This window comes from Pedobacter segetis (assembly GCF_016623585.1).
Taxonomy (GTDB): Bacteria; Bacteroidota; Bacteroidia; order Sphingobacteriales; family Sphingobacteriaceae; genus Pseudopedobacter; species Pseudopedobacter segetis.
The window spans coordinates 1-15,922 of sequence record NZ_JAEHFY010000029.1; the positions used below are offsets into that span (position 1 = coordinate 1).

The 15,922-nt window shown below is 36.5% G+C and carries 16 protein-coding genes; 9 read left to right on the top strand and 7 right to left on the bottom strand.

The window, feature by feature from the left end; genetic code table 11:
- Window positions 1-174: 174 nt before the first annotated feature.
- The gene (gene ffh, locus I5M32_RS15495) at window positions 175-1,521 is read right to left on the bottom strand and encodes a signal recognition particle protein (protein WP_200587957.1); all 1,347 of its coding nucleotides are present in this window, start codon (window positions 1,519-1,521) and stop codon (window positions 175-177) included.
- A gap of 542 nt (window positions 1,522-2,063) precedes the next feature.
- Window positions 2,064-2,720: a hypothetical protein gene (locus I5M32_RS15500; RefSeq protein ID WP_200587959.1), complete on the bottom strand. Its 657-nt coding sequence runs from the start codon at window positions 2,718-2,720 to the stop codon at window positions 2,064-2,066.
- 157 nt (window positions 2,721-2,877) lie between these two features.
- Here I5M32_RS15500 and gcvH point away from each other — a divergent pair, with 157 nt between their 5' ends.
- From gcvH to bshA, 7 genes are all read left to right on the top strand, one after another.
- On the top strand, window positions 2,878-3,252 hold the full coding sequence (gene gcvH / locus I5M32_RS15505; RefSeq protein WP_200587961.1) for a glycine cleavage system protein GcvH: 375 nt from the start codon (window positions 2,878-2,880) through the stop codon (window positions 3,250-3,252).
- Between the two features lie 5 nt (window positions 3,253-3,257).
- Window positions 3,258-3,665 carry a VanZ family protein gene (locus tag I5M32_RS15510; protein ID WP_200587962.1) on the top strand — a complete coding sequence of 136 codons (408 nt, stop codon included), beginning with the start codon at window positions 3,258-3,260 and terminating at the stop codon, window positions 3,663-3,665.
- Window positions 3,666-3,892: 227 nt separating this feature from the next.
- Window positions 3,893-4,108, top strand: coding sequence for a FeoA family protein (locus tag I5M32_RS15515; protein WP_200587964.1), 216 nt, complete (start codon window positions 3,893-3,895; stop codon window positions 4,106-4,108).
- Window positions 4,109-4,120: 12 nt separating this feature from the next.
- A complete protein-coding gene (feoB, locus tag I5M32_RS15520) occupies window positions 4,121-6,235 on the top strand; it encodes a ferrous iron transport protein B (RefSeq protein ID WP_200587966.1) in 2,115 nt (704 codons plus the stop codon).
- A gap of 277 nt (window positions 6,236-6,512) precedes the next feature.
- On the top strand, window positions 6,513-8,309 hold the full coding sequence (locus I5M32_RS15525) for a serine hydrolase domain-containing protein (RefSeq protein WP_200587968.1): 1,797 nt from the start codon (window positions 6,513-6,515) through the stop codon (window positions 8,307-8,309).
- Window positions 8,310-8,341: 32 nt separating this feature from the next.
- Window positions 8,342-8,824 (top strand): hypothetical protein, encoded by a 483-nt coding sequence (locus I5M32_RS15530; RefSeq protein WP_200587970.1) that lies wholly within the window; start codon window positions 8,342-8,344, stop codon window positions 8,822-8,824.
- A 93-nt stretch (window positions 8,825-8,917) separates the two neighbouring features.
- Window positions 8,918-10,057: an N-acetyl-alpha-D-glucosaminyl L-malate synthase BshA gene (gene bshA / locus I5M32_RS15535; RefSeq protein ID WP_200587972.1), complete on the top strand. Its 1,140-nt coding sequence runs from the start codon at window positions 8,918-8,920 to the stop codon at window positions 10,055-10,057.
- 9 nt (window positions 10,058-10,066) lie between these two features.
- On the opposite strand, the gene I5M32_RS15540 is transcribed toward bshA, so the two are convergent.
- The 5 genes from I5M32_RS15540 to I5M32_RS15560 form a co-directional block, all read right to left on the bottom strand.
- Window positions 10,067-10,393 (bottom strand): nucleotide pyrophosphohydrolase, encoded by a 327-nt coding sequence (locus I5M32_RS15540; protein ID WP_200587974.1) that lies wholly within the window; start codon window positions 10,391-10,393, stop codon window positions 10,067-10,069.
- Window positions 10,394-10,846, bottom strand: a complete 453-nt coding sequence (dtd, locus tag I5M32_RS15545; protein WP_200587976.1) for a D-aminoacyl-tRNA deacylase — start codon at window positions 10,844-10,846, stop codon at window positions 10,394-10,396.
- A gap of 224 nt (window positions 10,847-11,070) precedes the next feature.
- Window positions 11,071-12,621, bottom strand: a complete 1,551-nt coding sequence (locus I5M32_RS15550; RefSeq protein WP_200587978.1) for an Rne/Rng family ribonuclease — start codon at window positions 12,619-12,621, stop codon at window positions 11,071-11,073.
- A 408-nt stretch (window positions 12,622-13,029) separates the two neighbouring features.
- Complete coding sequence (locus tag I5M32_RS15555; RefSeq protein ID WP_200587980.1) at window positions 13,030-13,878, bottom strand: tetratricopeptide repeat protein; 849 nt, start codon at window positions 13,876-13,878, stop codon at window positions 13,030-13,032.
- Between the two features lie 2 nt (window positions 13,879-13,880).
- Window positions 13,881-14,213 carry an HU family DNA-binding protein gene (locus I5M32_RS15560; protein WP_317193145.1) on the bottom strand — a complete coding sequence of 111 codons (333 nt, stop codon included), beginning with the start codon at window positions 14,211-14,213 and terminating at the stop codon, window positions 13,881-13,883.
- A 135-nt stretch (window positions 14,214-14,348) separates the two neighbouring features.
- Between I5M32_RS15560 and mutY the strand changes: the two genes are divergently transcribed.
- Window positions 14,349-15,398, top strand: a complete 1,050-nt coding sequence (mutY, locus tag I5M32_RS15565) for an A/G-specific adenine glycosylase (protein ID WP_200587984.1) — start codon at window positions 14,349-14,351, stop codon at window positions 15,396-15,398.
- Between the two features lie 21 nt (window positions 15,399-15,419).
- Window positions 15,420-15,866, top strand: coding sequence for a single-stranded DNA-binding protein (locus I5M32_RS15570; protein WP_200587986.1), 447 nt, complete (start codon window positions 15,420-15,422; stop codon window positions 15,864-15,866).
- Window positions 15,867-15,922 lie beyond the last annotated feature (56 nt).

The window sequence follows — 15,922 nt, forward strand, 5'->3', positions numbered from 1 at the left end:
TCAAAATAATCCTGATTCAGACAAATTTTAACCGCAGAGAACGCGGAGTTCACAGAGTTGGATGGCTTTTGAATATGCGATAATGTAACCCTCAAATCAAAATAATCCTGATTAAGCACAAAAAAATCTCCGCCTTTATTAAAAACGGAGATTTAACTTATATGTTAATAAGGCTTATCTCATTCCACCGCCGGGCATTCCCTTCATCATCTTTTGCATTTTTGCCATTGCAGATGGATCAGAAAATTGCTTCATCATTTTACGCATATCTTCAAACTGTTTGATCAGTTTGTTAACCTCGGTCATATCGGTTCCGCTTCCTTTAGAAATACGGGTTCTTCTGCTTTGGTTAATGCTATCAGGGTTTTCACGCTCATGTGGAGTCATAGACTGGATGATGGATTCTATTCCTTTAAAGGCGTTATCATCAATATCCACATTCTTCATCATTTTGCCCACGCCTGGGATCATTCCCATCAAATCTTTGATATTGCCCATCTTTTTGATTTGCTGTATCTGGCTCAAGAAATCGTTAAAATCAAATTTATTCTTGCGTATTTTCTTTTGTAAAATGGCTGCTTCTTTCTCGTCGAATTGTTGTTGTGCCCTTTCTACCAAAGAAATCACATCTCCCATCCCCAAAATACGTGAGGCCATCCTATCGGGGTAAAAAACATCCAGCGCATCCATTTTTTCGCCGGTACCAATAAATTTTATGGGTTTGTTAACTACAGATTTAATAGATAAAGCCGCACCACCACGGGTATCGCCATCTAATTTGGTCAGTACAACCCCTGTAAAATCTAATCTATCATTAAAAACCTTGGCGGTATTTACGGCATCTTGCCCCGTCATGGCATCAACCACAAATAAAATCTCTTGAGGCTGGGTTGCTTTTTTAACCTCAGCAATTTCATCCATCAAAGCATCGTCTAAAGTTAAACGACCCGCCGTATCTATAATGATCACATTATTTCCGTTCTTTTTACCATGGGCGATACCTTCCATTGCAATGGCAACAGGATCGGTAGATTCACGATTGGTATAAACCTCTGCACCAACCTGACCCGCCAAAACCTCCAGTTGATCAATTGCCGCAGGGCGATAAACATCCCCGGCCACCAGCAAAGGTTTTTTCCCTTTTTGCGATTTTAGGTGTAAGGCCAGTTTTCCCGTAAAGGTGGTTTTACCCGCTCCGTTTAAACCTGCTATCAAAATTACGGTTGGGTTTTGTTTAATATTTAGCTCCTCAACGCTGCCGCCCATCAAAGCGGTCAGCTCATCATTCATGATCTTTGTGAGCAACTGGCCCGGAGAAATAGCCGTTAAAACATTTTGTCCTAACGCTTTTTGCTTCACATCTTCTGTAAATGTTTTTGCGGTTTTATAGTTAACATCGGCATCTAAAAGAGCTTTTCTAATCTCTTTCATGGTTTCTGCCACGTTAATTTCTGATATGCTTCCTTGTCCCTTTAATACCTTAAAAGCTCCTTCGAGCTTATCCTGCAAATTATCAAACATGCCTTTTATCTAATTTTAAACTTCGCTTTTTTAACTTTAATAAAATGGATTAGAGCCCATATTTTGGGCGTTTTTACACTCCGCCAACTGGCGGATATTTCTTTTTTTCTGTCCTTTGATTCTCTCTCTTAGACCCCCTCTTCGACTCCGCTCAGAGTGACAATGCTCAGAGTGACAATGCTCTGGATGGCAGAAAAAAAAGCTTGCCTAAATTACAAGTGGAGATGCCGCTTCAATCGTTAACGCAAAGATCAATGATTACGCTCTAATCATCCTATTTCCTGTTAACAAAAAAACTTTTGCTAAACAGCTTGCAAAGTTATCATTTTGAAATAAAACATCGCTTATAATTTTAAATCGGCGAAAGCGATAAAAAAATAATTTGCTGTAACGTTTGGCAATAATTAGCGTCTTATAAGAAATGGTTTAAAGAAAATATATTATAAGATATAAAAATAGCACTCAAGCATCTACAATTGAGATTTAGTTAAATTAATGTGTTAATGTAGATAAACGCTCCGGAACGTGGAGCGTTTTTTATTTTATACAATTTTTTTCTTGTACTTTTTAACGTTCATTAAAATTATAGGTAAAAATAAAACTGTGGGCGCCAACCAAATTACCACCGGATATTGATAATTTACATTTACCACCAAAAAAGCGGTTACTGTTGCGGTAAATGCAGGAATCATCCTTGTAATATGTCTTATTAACCAATAATTCTTTGTTGGGTTTTCAGATTTGTTAAACATTTTTAGGTCATTGATCAGTATCCTGATAAAAACTAGATCAAAAACTAAAATAACAGATGAAAAACCCGTTAAATCAAAAACGGTAGTACGCAAAAACTGGTAGGTAACGCCAAACAAGAGTAACCCGCTCAATGCCATTATCGTTTTATCTATGTTGCCAGGCTTTGCAAGCCCCTTCATAAAACGGATGCTTCTGTAACCGGCAAAAGATAAATAGAGCGAGAAAACGCCTATCACAAATAAAAAGTAGTTGCTGTGCATTACAGACATTATAAACGAAGAGGCGGCCACCAACATCATAGAACAATGAAATACAAAGCCGAATTTTGAGTGCAAGCCCCTTTTTTTCTTTAATAACAAAGCCATTAAACCTGTAAATAATGCGCTGCTGCCACACATAATGTGTACAAAAAGAAATGTTTTAAAAATGAGTACCGTTGTTTCCATACTTAAATGTAAACCCAAAAAACCAAATATTTTAAAATTTATGACGAATGGCAATAAAATTGGCCCCAAGGGCAGCAAAAAAGATTTGAAAGAATTTTAAACCATCTTGTTACATTGGTTTAAAATATTCCTGTTATTTTTACCTAAATTTTAAGATATGAATTTCCCTGCAGAATTAAAGTACACTAAAGATCACGAGTGGGTAAAGGTTGATGGCGAAAATGCCTTGATTGGGATCACAGAATTTGCACAGCGTGAGTTGGGCGATATTGTTTATGTTGATATTAATACAGTTGGAAAAGAAGTTGCCGAAGGCGATGTTTTTGGAACCGTTGAGGCCGTAAAAACAGTTTCTGATTTATTTATGCCAATAGATGGAACCATTTTAGAGATCAACTCAAATTTAGATGCAAACCCAGAACTGGTAAACAAAGATCCTTACGGCGAGGGTTGGATGGTTAAAATAAAACTTTTAAAACCCGTAGATGTTCTTTTATCTGCCGATGATTATAAAGCCCTTGTTGGTGTATAAGAATTATGTTTAGAACCCTCAAATTTCAATTTCCGGCTATTTTATGGTCTGTGTTTGTGGTTACTTTGTGTGCATTGCCCCAAAATGATTTGCCACAGAGCCAACATTTTTTCGAGGGTTTTGATAAAATGGTGCATCTTGGTTTTTTCTTTGTGCTTACCGTTTTCTTGTTCTACGGCAAAATTAAGCAGCAAAACAGCTTTGATTATCGTTTATTAACCATTGTTAAGATTGTTTTGATCAATGTGATCTTAGGCGGCGGAATAGAACTTTTACAATGGAAAGTTTTTACCTATCGCTCTGCAGAATGGTGGGATTTCTTTGCAGATATGACGGGTTTGGGCATGGGTGTTTTTAGTTATCTGTTGTTGCACAGAAGCACCTTTTTTTTTAAGTTAAACAAGAAACATTAACCATTACTATGAACAAATTAGTAAAGCTTATCTTTTTTTTTATAGTTATTTCTTTTTTAAGCAGCTGTGGTATATTTAAAAGAGGCTGCCACTGCCCAAAGTTTGATCAGCAAAAGGCACCTTTAACTACCCTTGGCCATTAAACAAGGGGTTTTGAACAATTTACCCGGCGTTTATTTGGATTTAATATAAATAAGCTCTATTTTCGTTGATCATATTCAAAGAGCATGAAGCTATCGCAATTAAAAAAAGGGGCAAAGGGAATCATCAAAGAATTTACCGATTTAGAAATGTCGGTTAAATTAATGGAAATGGGCTGCCTTCCCGGCGAGACCATCCGTGTTGAGCGGATTGCTCCTTTTGGAGATCCTATTGCCATCTCCGTTTCTGGTTACCAACTATCATTAAGAAAACGCGAAGCCTCTACCATAGAACTCATCTAAATTTTAAGAGGATTGAAAGACAAGCTAAGAATAGCTCTTGTAGGGAATCCTAATACCGGAAAATCGACCATATTTAACGCTTTAACCGGCCTTAACCAAAAAGTTGGGAATTTCCCGGGAGTTACAGTTGATAAAAAAATCGGTTTTTCTAAACTAGCGGACGGCACTAGTTTAGAGATAGTAGATTTACCCGGAACTTATAGTTTATACCCAAAAAGTGCAGATGAAACCATTGTTTTTGAAGTGCTGTCAGATAGAAACAATACCTCACACCCCGATCTTGTTTTAATAGTAGCAGATGCTACCAACCTTAAAAGAAACCTTTTACTTTATACCCAAATAGCAGATTTAGGGCTTCCGGTAATCATTGCCTTAAACATGATGGACCTAGCGGCCAAGGGAAACATGGAGATTGATATAGACGGATTGGCTAAGAGGCTAAATGTTCCGGTTGTGCCAATTGCAGCCAGAAAATCACAAGGGATAGAGGAATTAAAGAAGGCAATCCAATATCAAACCCATGCCTCTTTTCAAAACCCAACAATAGATGTTGAGGTAATCGCACCGGGTTTAATAAGAGCAATTAGCGATGAATTAAACCTTAGCAACCCCTATGTTGCTTTGCAAATAGCACATCAATATAAAAACATAAGGTATTTAACTAAACCCCAGATCAGTAAAATAGAAGGTTTAGAAAAGCAATACCATTTTCATTCGCAAAAATCACAGGCGGCAGAAACCATTGCCCGCTATAATTTTATTAACGATATTTTATTAGATACCGTTAAATACAATTCGGTTGCCCTAGAAGAAAACATCAGCAATAAGATCGATCATTACCTAACCCATAAAATCTGGGGTTTCGTGATATTCATACTGATACTTTTTGCCATTTTCCAATCAATTTTTGCTTGGTCAGAATACCCGATGTACCTTATCGAGACAGTTTTTGTTTGGTTTGCAGAAATGGGCCATCGGTTTTTGCCCGAAGGGGCTTTAACCAATCTTTTGATAGATGGTGTGCTTGCGGGTTTAAGCGGGGTAATGGTTTTTATTCCCCAAATTGCACTTTTGTTTGCTTTCATCTCTGTTTTGGAAGATACAGGTTATATGTCTCGGGTAACTTTTATGATGGATCGCCTAATGCGAAAAGTGGGTTTAAACGGTAAATCGGTAGTCCCTTTAATTGGTGGTTTAGCTTGTGCCGTACCTTCTATCATGAGCACCCGAACCATTGAGAATTGGAAAGACAGGATCATTACCATTATGGTTACACCTTTGGTGAGTTGTAGCGCAAGATTGCCCATTTACACTTTATTGATCTCTTTGGTTGTACCCAAAAAGTATGTATTGGGTTTTATCAATTTACAGGGATTGGCTTTAATGTCATTATATGTGATGAGTATCATGGCCGCTATTTTGGTGGCTTGGGTAATGAAGGGGATTATCCGCAGCAAAATAAAGGGCTACTTTATTATGGAGTTGCCGGTTTACCGTATGCCAAGGTGGAACAACGTGGGTATTACCATGTTTGAGAGCGTTAAGACGTTTGTTACCCAAGCAGGAAAGGTAATTATTGCAGTTTCTATTGTTTTATGGGTTTTGGCGAGTTATGGGCCATCCAATAAATTTGAAAAAATTGAACAAAAATATGATGCTCCCGGGCTAAAGAGCCAATATTCAAAATCAGAAATTGATCGGTTGATAGCATCAGAAAAATTAGAGAACTCTTATGCGGGCGTTTTGGGAAAATCTATAGAACCAGCTATTAAACCATTGGGCTTTGATTGGAAAATAGGCATTGCATTGATCACCTCTTTTGCCGCAAGAGAAGTTTTTGTGGGTACAATGGCCACTTTATATTCTGTAGATGGCGACGCCACAAAAATGGAATCTGTTAGGGAAAAAATGGCAGGCGCAAAAAACAGCAGCACCGGCTTGCCTATATTTACAGTAGCTTCCGCATTTTCTTTAATGATGTTTTACGCTTTTGCCATGCAATGTATGAGTACCATGGCAGTAGTTTATCGAGAAACAAAAAACATCAAATGGCCGTTGATACAATTTACTTATATGTTGGTTTTGGCTTACACGGCCAGCTTTATAGTTTACCAATTGTTAAAGTGAGTTTGTGAATTACTTATTTAAGTTGTGTAGAGAGGTTGCGGGGCATCAAACAAATGGTTTCCACGCAATTAGAAATACTTTTTTATTATCATGTTTACTTTCTTCAACTCCACGCGAGTTTCTTTATTTATCGTTGCTTTGAAATTAAGAGACGTATTATCATAAACTTAAAATAATCATCAAACCCAAAAAAACCAACCAAACAATTTTTTGGATAAGTATTTGATAAATCGTTTAGAATATTTCATATTCGATTATACAACTCCCATCATCAATAATGACAAAAAAAATCTCTTTAGCGCTTTCCCTGTTTCTCAGTATGTTTTTATTTGCTTGTGGGCAAGAGCATCAAGAAGCAAAAAATTGGTTAGAAAAATTTAAAAATGCAGGTGAAGCTACCGTGATATTAAATAATGAAAAAACCATTTTACCCTTAAAAAAACTAGAAAGTAAAACCATTGCAAGTATAAATTTAGGATTTAAAGACCATGGCGTTTTTGATAGCATTTTAAATAAATACGCCAAAGTAGATACTTTTCCTCTTGCCACAAATTATAATTCATTAACAGAGGATTTAAAATTCTACAATACCATTATCATAGAATTGACCGATAGTACCACATTTGACGATGAAACATCGTTTTTCATCAATCAAATGGAAAACACAAGGCAAGTGGTTATTAGTTATTTTGGCGATGGAAGAAATTTGGCGAAGTTGAATAACGTGGCGGCCCCAATCGTTTTTTCTCCCCTAAAAAATAAACAAGCCGCAAGCTTTTCTGCACAAGTGATTTTTGGCGGAGTGCAATGTATAGGGAGGCTACCCCTTAGTTTTAGCGATAAATATCAAAGAAATACAGGCTACAACATCGATAAGATCCGTTTAGAATATACCGTACCTGAAGATTTGAATATCAATGCCGATGATCTTAAAGAAATCGATGATATCGCTGCGGAAGCCATAAAAAACAAAGCAACACCAGGGATGGTTGTTTTTGCGGCAAAAGATGGTAAGGTGATCTTTAATAAAGCTTATGGAGCCCACACCTATGATAACGATGCACAAAAGGAAAGCGTGAATGATATTTTCGATTTAGCTTCGGTAACAAAAATTGGGGCAACAACCATGGAGGTGATGCATCTTTATGAAACAAATAAATTAGATCTAGATACAACCATCAGCACCTATTTAGCAGAAACCAGAAACACCGATAAGGCCGATATAAAGGTAAGGGAACTGATGCTTCACCAAGCTGGCTTTATCCCATATATCCCTTTTTACAATGATATTAAACCCGATGACTTTAGCCGAGATTCTACAGAAATATATAATGTAAAAGTGGCCGATGGCTATTTTATGAAAAAAAGCTATTTTAGGGATGTGATGTGGAAACAAATGTTGGCAAGCCCCTTAAGAACCCGCGGAAAATATGTTTATAGTGATTTAAGCATGTATTTTATGAAAGAAATCATTGAAAACATCACTAAAACGCCACTGCAAAACTATGTGAAAGCTAACTTTTACGATCCCTTGGGAATGAGCAGCACAGGCTTTAACCCACGTTATCGATTTAAGAAATCTCGGTTGGTGCCAACAGAATTAGATACTTACTTTAGGAAAACATTGTTGTGGGGTTACGTTCATGATCAAGGCGCTGCCATGGTTGGAGGGGTTGCCGGCCATGCAGGCTTGTTCTCTGATGCTTCCGATTTGGCAATATTGTTACAGATGTTACTAAATAAGGGAACTTACGGCGGAGAGAGATATTTTAAGGAATCTACCGTAGATTTTTTTACGGCCAAATATTCTGATGTGAGCAGAAGAGGTTTAGGGTTTGATAGATACGATAAAGATTCTAAATATGGCTATCCTTCAAAACGGGCATCCCCACAAACCTTTGGCCATACCGGTTACACCGGAACTTGCGTTTGGATAGATCCAAAAGAAAACCTGGTCTATGTTTTTCTGTCTAACAGGGTTTATCCAGAAGTAAACAATAGATTATCTACTTTAAATATTCGGCCACGTATTCAAGATGTTATCTACAAGGCAATAGAAAAATCTAAAGAATAATAACAAAAGCATTATTAATCTGTTAAACAGACATGAAACTAATCAGAACCAATTTAACCAAAATCGCATCATTAATTATTTTTAGCGTGGTGTTGGTATCATGCTCAAAAAAGTTGAGCCCAGAAATGCAAAAGCTTCAAGATCAAAAAGATCTACTAAAGCTAAACACACAATTGAATGATCTTAACATTTCATTAGAAACAGCACTTTCTAAAGTAAGTGGTTTGGTAAGCGATGTTAAAGCCGCCAATGAAGATGCTAGCAAATCTGCCGAAGAGGCAAGAAAATTATCGATAGAACTTTCTAAAAACCCTGGAGATAGCAGGATAGCCTCTAAAGCAGAAAGGGCAGCAAAAAGAGCGGCTAAAGATGCTAAGAAAGCCACTAAATTAAATAACAAGCTGGGCGATGCAAATGATGATGTGAAAGACTATCAAGATGATATAAAAGACACCAAATCAAAATTGGAGGCTTTGCAAACCAAGATAAAATTTGTTCCGGCGGTTACAGAGTAATCAATTTATTGAGTATTGTTACATTTCCCTAACAAAAAATGAAAGTTTAAACTTTTACTTTGCATTAGACATCTTAAAATAGAACTCATCTAAATGAAAATAGGGATAGTTTGTTACCCAACCTTTGGTGGAAGTGGAGTAGTGGCCACAGAATTAGGAAAAGCATTAGCGGATAACGGGCATCAGGTCCATTTTATTACTTACAGCCAACCTGCCAGATTAGATTTTTTTTCTGAGAATTTATTTTACCATGAGGTTGCTGTATCTAAATACCCTTTATTTGATTACGCCCCTTATGAATTGGCACTATCTAGTAAGATGGTGGATGTGGTAAGGTTCGAGAAATTAGACATTCTACACGTTCATTACGCTATTCCACACGCTTCTGCAGCTTTTATGGCCAAACAAATTTTGGCAACTTTTAATATTCATATCCCCGTGGTAACCACTTTACACGGTACCGATATTACTTTGGTGGGTAAAGATCTAACCTACAAACCGGTTGTAACTTTTTCCATCAACCAATCAGACGGGGTTACTGCCGTTTCTGAAGATTTGAAAAAAGCCACCTATGATCATTTTGATATTCAAAAAGATATTAAGGTAATACCCAATTTTATTGATCATAACAGGTTTAGGCTAACCCCAAAAGATCATTTTAAAAAAGCCATCGCTCCGCAAGGAGAACGTATTTTGGTGCACACCTCTAATTTTAGGAAAGTAAAAAGAACGCAAGACGTTATTTATATCTTCCAAAAGATCTTGAAGAAGGTACCAGCCAAATTATTGATGGTAGGAGATGGGCCAGAGCGTGTGAACTGCGAGCAGCTTTGCCGTGATCTAAACGTTTGCGAACATACCCGGTTTTTGGGCAAGCAAGATGCGGTAGAAGAAATACTATCAGTGGCAGATTTATTTATTATGCCATCAGAATCTGAAAGTTTTGGGCTTGCCGCTTTAGAGGCAATGGCCTGCAAAGTGCCCGTGATCTCCTCTAATACTGGCGGTTTGCCAGAATTAAACGTAGATGGTGTTACGGGTTTTATGGATAATGTTGGCGATGTTGAAGCAATGGCAAATCATTCTATTTATATTTTAGAAGATAACCATAGGTTAGAGAAATTTAAAGAAAACGCCCTAAAGCGAGCTTCAGAATTTGATTTGAATCTGATCTTACCAATGTATGAGGATTTTTATAAAGAAGTGATACAAAAAGCGAATGCCGCTTTATGACGGCCATAACTATTTAAGCTTCGGATTATTCACATGTCTGTCTGCATCTCTTATAGATTTTTTTTCTAGGTTTTTATTCAAAGCATCGGCAAGGTCTATCCCGGTTTGGTTGGCCAAGCAAATCAACACAAAAAGAACATCTGCCATTTCATCGGGCAAATTTACTTCTTTATCAGATTTTTTGTAAGATTGCTCGCCATACTTTCTAGCCATTATCCTTGCAACCTCGCCTACTTCTTCCATCAAAATAGCGGTATTTGTTAATTCGTTAAAATAACGAACCCCGGTTGTGTTGATCCAATTATCGACAAGTTTTTGTGCTTCTTTTAAGGTCATTTATTCTTTGTTTTTTGTATCGATGATGATGGTAACCGGGCCATCATTTATTAAACTTATTTTCATGTCTGCACCAAAAACTCCTTTTTCAATTGATCTGCCCAATAAACTTTCTATTTCTAATATCATTTTTTCATACATCGGGATGGCTAATTCTGGTTTAGCGGCATTTATAAATGAAGGGCGGTTTCCCTTTTTTGTTTGGGCAAATAAGGTAAACTGTGAGATTAGTAAAATGTTGCCATTAATATCTGTTAAGGATCTGTTCATCAAACCATCTTCATCAGAAAAAACCCTAAGGTTCGCTATCTTTTGTGCCAACCATTTTAGATCTTCTTCTGTATCTTGGTTACAAACCCCTAAAAGCACCAGAAAACCGGCCTTAATCTCTCCAGTTGTTTGGTTGTTCACTTTACAACAGGCTTCACTAACCCTTTGTATTACCGCCTTCATATCATTTTAAAATACAGTAAATTTTTAAAAATAAAAAAACATCAACCATAATGAATGATTGATGTTTTGGGAAAATTTTAAAGAAATTATCATTCCCAATTTATTTCATAATCTTATAAATAGAGCTTCCCTTTACTTTAATCTGTAAATGAGATACCTAATACACCATTTAGCGAACAGTATGACAAAATTTCTGTTTAAACAGGCTCAAAATCTAAATGCTATTAAAGCTTTATCAACTCTTCTTTAGAACTTAAAAAATGAAATTCTGTTAAATGATAAGAAGGGGCTTCTTTCACTTTTATCCATTGGTTGTATTTAAAAAACCACCTCATTTGTTGAGAAACCAATCCCTTTTTAATATAGGCAGCAATGTAAGGGTGCACACAAAGTGTTATCCCTTTTTCAGCCTGTTCATTTAAAATATAATCCAGGTTAGATACGATGTCATCCAACAAAACAATACTCGCCTTGATCTCTCCGGTGCCATCACAAGAAGGGCATTTTTCATTGGTTACGATATTCATTTCTGGCCTTACCCTTTGCCTTGTAATTTGCACCAAACCAAATTTACTCGGAGGTAAAATAGTATGCTTTGCCCTATCGTAATTCATTTCTGCCTTCAAATAATCAAACAGTTCTTTTCTGTTCGGTGCTTTGTGCATATCTATAAAATCTACCACTACGATCCCGCCCATATCCCTTAATCTCAATTGGCGGGCAATTTCTTTTGCCGCTTCTTTATTGACCATAAAAGCGTTTTCTTCTTGGTTTTCTGGGCTTGCATTACGGTTTCCGCTATTTACATCGATAACATGAAGTGCTTCTGTATGTTCTACCACCAAATAAGCACCACCGGCAAGATTTACTGTTTTGCCAAAAGAACCTTTAATTTGCTTTTCTATACCGAAATGTTCAAATATGGGTTCTTTGCCCTTGTAAAGCTTCACAATTTTTTCAAGGTCGGGAGAAATCTCATGCACATAAGATTTTATCTCTTCATAAATAGAATTATCGTTTACGTAAATATGCGTAAACTCATCATTTAAGATGTCTCTCAATATGGTTGATGCCCTGCCCATTTCTCCCAATATTTTTTTGGAAGGATCCGTAACGGGTAGTTTTTTCATAAATACTTCCCATTTGGATATTAAATCTAACAGGTCTTTTTGAATTTCTGCAACACCTTTTTGTTCTGATACCGTTCTGATGATGACCCCAAAATTTTGTGGCTTTATCCCTTCAACGATCTTTTTTAAGCGTGTTCTTTCTGTATTGCTGCGTATCTTTTTAGAGATGGAGATAACATCAGAAAACGGGACCAACACCACGTACCTACCGGCGATGGAAAGATCTGAACTTAGCCTGGGGCCTTTTGTAGATATAGGTTCTTTAGCAATCTGTACGGGTAAAAACTGCCCTTTGGTTAATATCGATGATATTTTACCAGATTTATCTATATCGGGTTCTTTCTCGAAATTGTTTAACAAATGATTTTTATAGGCATTTCCACGGACTTGTTTAGTCAGTTTTTGCAAGGATTGTACTTGCGGGCCTAGGTCTAAATAATGCAAGAAAGCGTCTCTCTCGTAGCCAACATCAACAAAAGCAGCATTTAACCCGGCCATGATTTTTTTCACACGGCCCAAATATATATCGCCAACAGCATAACTGTTGTTAATTTGCTCTTTGTTAAGTTCTACCAGTTGCTTATCTTGCAGTAATGCAATCGTAACCCCACTTGGGGTCGAATTAATGATTAATTCCTTTACCACCAGCTACTTTTTTTAGAAAAAGGTTAAATTAAAACCTTCATATCAACAGAGGAATAGATAGGGCTTGTTTGGGATTTATTGAACGTTTTCAAAATCGCTTTAAACTAAATAGGGTAATGTTTGGTAAACTACCGCTAAACTAAAATCACGTAATTTGCAACATTTAACAAAAAACATCTTGTAAACATTTTTCACAACATAAACCCTCAACAAGGCCTAAAAAATAATACATAACAGAAAAAGTATTTACTTTGGATAAAAATAAATACTTTCTGTTTCAAGCTATTTACAATAGCCTATTTTTTCTTATGTCTATTTTTTCTTAAGCGTTTTTTGCGCTTGTGGGTAGCCATTTTATGTCTTTTTCTTTTTTTACCGCTTGGCATAATCTTTAAATTTTATATATTATTAATTATTTAATTCTTTTATTTTTCTGTCAACAAACTCAGACAGGCTTGGGTCTGCGGCCAGTTCTTTACTTTTTTGATAAGCTAAAATAGCTTCTGGTTTCATGCCCAGGTTTTCATAACTGGTGCCTAGGTAAAACCAGGCTTCTGGTGTAGGCTTAACATCTATCACTGTTTTAAAACGATCAACCGCTTTTTGAAACTGCCCAGATTTCATAGAGAACATCCCTAGGTTCATGTTTGCTTTAACATTTTTAGGGTCTTCTTTAACCACGCCAAGCAATAATTGTATGCCCTGCATTGGGTTTTGTGTTCCCGTAACATAAGCTACACCTAAACCGGTTTTGGCATCTAAACTATTTGGGTTTATTTCTAAGGCTTTATTATAAGCTGTTATGGCCTTGTTTAATAAACCAGCCGTTGCGGTTGTATCCCTAAAATTTTGGTATCCATCTGTAAACCTATCTCCGGTAATGATCCAATTGTTGTAATTGGGTTCTAGTTTTGCCACAGCCTCATAGGCAAAAGCTGCCGGGGCAGGTTGGTTTAGATCGTCCCACTTTTGGGCTATTTGTTTTTGGATGGCGGCTAAACCAGCACCTGATGCGCCTTTGGCTTTATCTTCTAATTTCTCAATATCTGAAGCTAAGCTTGCGTTGATGCTTTGTTTTGCCACATCAGAAACACTTTTATAAGAAACAGCACTTATTTTTTCTGGGGCTGCGGTTGCAGTAGTTTGCATACCACGATCATCTTTGGGTTTTACCAACCCTTTGATATCTAAATTATATAAAATAACCATCAATAAACCTACTGATGCAATTAAGATATATTGTTTAGATTTTAACATGATTAAGCTTTTACTGACGATTTGTTGCCTGTTTTTACCTTATCAACAAAAACTTTTGCCGGTTTAAAACTTGGCACAAAATGCTCGGGAATAATAATTGCTGTGTTTTTAGAAATATTCCTGGCGGTTTTCTTAGCCCTTTTCTTAACTACAAAACTACCAAAACCTCTAACGTAAACGTTTTCGCCGCCAACCATCGCATTTTTAACAACTTTAAAAAACGCTTCAACGGTTTCTTGTACATCAACTTTCTCTATTCCGGTTTTTCCTGCAATTTCTGCAATAATTTCTGCCTTTGTCATTATATATTTTCTTTTAAAATTTACTTTATTTATGCGCCTATTTGGGGTTGCAAAAGTATTGCTTTTAGTTGAAATAGGAAAATTATTAGTAAAATAATTTATTTCAAACCCTTAAAGCACAACTGTTAAGCAAATAGGGGCTATCTTTATCCTCAAAATTTTACTTTCATGAGTTTTTCAGAGCGCTTAATTGCCTGGTACAGAAACAATAAAAGAGACCTGCCTTGGCGTAACACAAATAACGCTTATTTGATATGGCTTTCAGAAATAATACTGCAACAAACCAGGGTAGAGCAAGGCTTGCCCTATTATTTAAGATTTGCGGATGCTTATCCCGATGTGAAAAGTTTTGCGAACGCATCTGAAGACCAAATTTTAAAAATGTGGCAGGGTTTGGGTTATTATTCTAGAGGAAGAAATATGCTTAAAACAGCCAAGGTGGTTCAAAATGAATTTAACGGTGTTTTTCCTGTGGCTTACGCCGATTTAATAACGCTAACCGGTATTGGCGAATATACCGCCGCTGCAATCTCCTCATTTTCTTCTAATGAGGCCAAAGCGGTAGTAGATGGAAACGTTTACAGGGTAATTGCAAGATATTTTGGGGTTGCAACCCCGATAAACTCAACCAGCGGCAAAAAAGAATTTCAGGCCATAGCAGATAACTTGCTAAATAGGGATAATGCCGGCGAACATAACCAGGCCATGATCGAGTTTGGCGCTTTGCAATGTAAACCCAAAAACCCCGATTGCCCGGTTTGCCCATTTCAGAGTTCTTGCTATGCTTATCAACATCAAAAAACAAATGAACTGCCCGTTAAATTGAAGAAATTAAAAATTAGGGAACGTTTTTTTTACTTCTTCATCATCCATAATAAAGAAGAAATATTGATCAAGAGAAGAGATAACAATGATATTTGGGCGGGTTTACACGATTTGCCTTCTATAGAATTTAAAGAAAGAACCGGATTAGAAATGGTGTTTTCTGATCCTAATTTTAACCAGTGGTTTAATGATAAAAGCGTTATCCAAAAAACCTCTGAAGAAATAAAACATGTTTTAACACATCAAAGATTATACGCCCGCTTTGTACATATCGAAAATTTTAACCTTAATGCGATAGAAAAAAATGGGTGGTTAAAGATTAAAAAGGATAATCTTTCTGATTATGGTATGCCGAAATTAATTTTTGAGTATCTAAAAAATTTCTTAAATTGAATTAAAATTTAGCCAATTATTATGTCGGGAATAAACAAAGTTATACTGGTAGGGCATTTGGGCAAAGACCCTGAAGTACGCCATTTAGAAGGAAATGTTACAGTTGCAAGTTTCCCTTTGGCCACATCAGAATCTTACAACAAAGATGGCAAAAGAATAGAACAAACAGAATGGCACAATATAGTAATGTGGCGTGGTTTGGCCGATATTGCAGCTAAATACTTAGCAAAAGGTAAATTAGTGTATATAGAGGGAAAACTCCGTACACGCTCTTACGAGGATAAAGAAGGGCATAAAAAATACAGTACAGAAATAGTTGCCGAGAACTTTACGTTGTTGGGAAGAAAAACCGATTTTGAACCCGCTAGTTCTTCAACCAACCAAAACGAAGAAACAGAAGAGATGCCTAAACCAGAAATTGGAGGTAAATATGCGGTTGACGATAGCGAAAACGATTTGCCTTTTTAACATTATAAACCACAAAGGTTTTTTTACCATAAAGCTTATTTAGCCTTTTCAAGGTT

Coding starts and splice junctions, on each gene's coding strand:
- I5M32_RS15500 (WP_200587959.1), bottom strand. CDS start 2,720: ATGGAAACAACGGTACTCATTTTTAAAACATTTCTTTTTGTACACATT.
- I5M32_RS15530 (WP_200587970.1), top strand. CDS start 8,342: ATGAAACTAATCAGAACCAATTTAACCAAAATCGCATCATTAATTATT.
- gcvH (WP_200587961.1), top strand. CDS start 2,878: ATGAATTTCCCTGCAGAATTAAAGTACACTAAAGATCACGAGTGGGTA.
- bshA (WP_200587972.1), top strand. CDS start 8,918: ATGAAAATAGGGATAGTTTGTTACCCAACCTTTGGTGGAAGTGGAGTA.
- ffh (WP_200587957.1), bottom strand. CDS start 1,521: ATGTTTGATAATTTGCAGGATAAGCTCGAAGGAGCTTTTAAGGTATTA.
- I5M32_RS15515 (WP_200587964.1), top strand. CDS start 3,893: ATGAAGCTATCGCAATTAAAAAAAGGGGCAAAGGGAATCATCAAAGAA.
- I5M32_RS15555 (WP_200587980.1), bottom strand. CDS start 13,878: ATGTTAAAATCTAAACAATATATCTTAATTGCATCAGTAGGTTTATTG.
- I5M32_RS15570 (WP_200587986.1), top strand. CDS start 15,420: ATGTCGGGAATAAACAAAGTTATACTGGTAGGGCATTTGGGCAAAGAC.
- I5M32_RS15525 (WP_200587968.1), top strand. CDS start 6,513: ATGACAAAAAAAATCTCTTTAGCGCTTTCCCTGTTTCTCAGTATGTTT.
- dtd (WP_200587976.1), bottom strand. CDS start 10,846: ATGAAGGCGGTAATACAAAGGGTTAGTGAAGCCTGTTGTAAAGTGAAC.
- I5M32_RS15540 (WP_200587974.1), bottom strand. CDS start 10,393: ATGACCTTAAAAGAAGCACAAAAACTTGTCGATAATTGGATCAACACA.
- I5M32_RS15510 (WP_200587962.1), top strand. CDS start 3,258: ATGTTTAGAACCCTCAAATTTCAATTTCCGGCTATTTTATGGTCTGTG.
- mutY (WP_200587984.1), top strand. CDS start 14,349: ATGAGTTTTTCAGAGCGCTTAATTGCCTGGTACAGAAACAATAAAAGA.